Origin of the sequence: Staphylococcus rostri, assembly GCF_002902145.1 — a bacterium.
GTDB classification, from domain to species: Bacteria; Bacillota; Bacilli; order Staphylococcales; family Staphylococcaceae; genus Staphylococcus; species Staphylococcus rostri.
In genome coordinates, this window is sequence record NZ_PPRF01000064.1 from 1 (window position 1) to 295 (window position 295).

Sequence of the window (295 nt, forward strand, 5' to 3'; positions counted from 1 at the left end):
ATCATTCCACTTGAAGAACTGTATGATATTTGTGAGAAAGTCCGCGAGTTAACGAAAGATCCGAAATACTTGATTGGACGTATCATTGCCCGTCCATATGTGGGCGAACCGGGCAACTTCACACGTACAAGCAACCGTCACGACTACGCATTGAAACCATTCGGTCGTACGGTCATGAATACGTTGAAGGACGCAGACTATGATGTCATCGCGATTGGTAAGATCAATGACATCTATGACGGTGAAGGCGTATCAGAAGCAATCCGTACAAAGAGCAATATGGACGGTATGGATC

1 pseudogene is annotated in these 295 nt (G+C 45.4%); it reads left to right on the forward strand.

Annotated elements, in window-relative coordinates:
* Positions 1–295: pseudogene (locus CD122_RS08965) on the forward strand (phosphopentomutase); the annotation flags it as partial.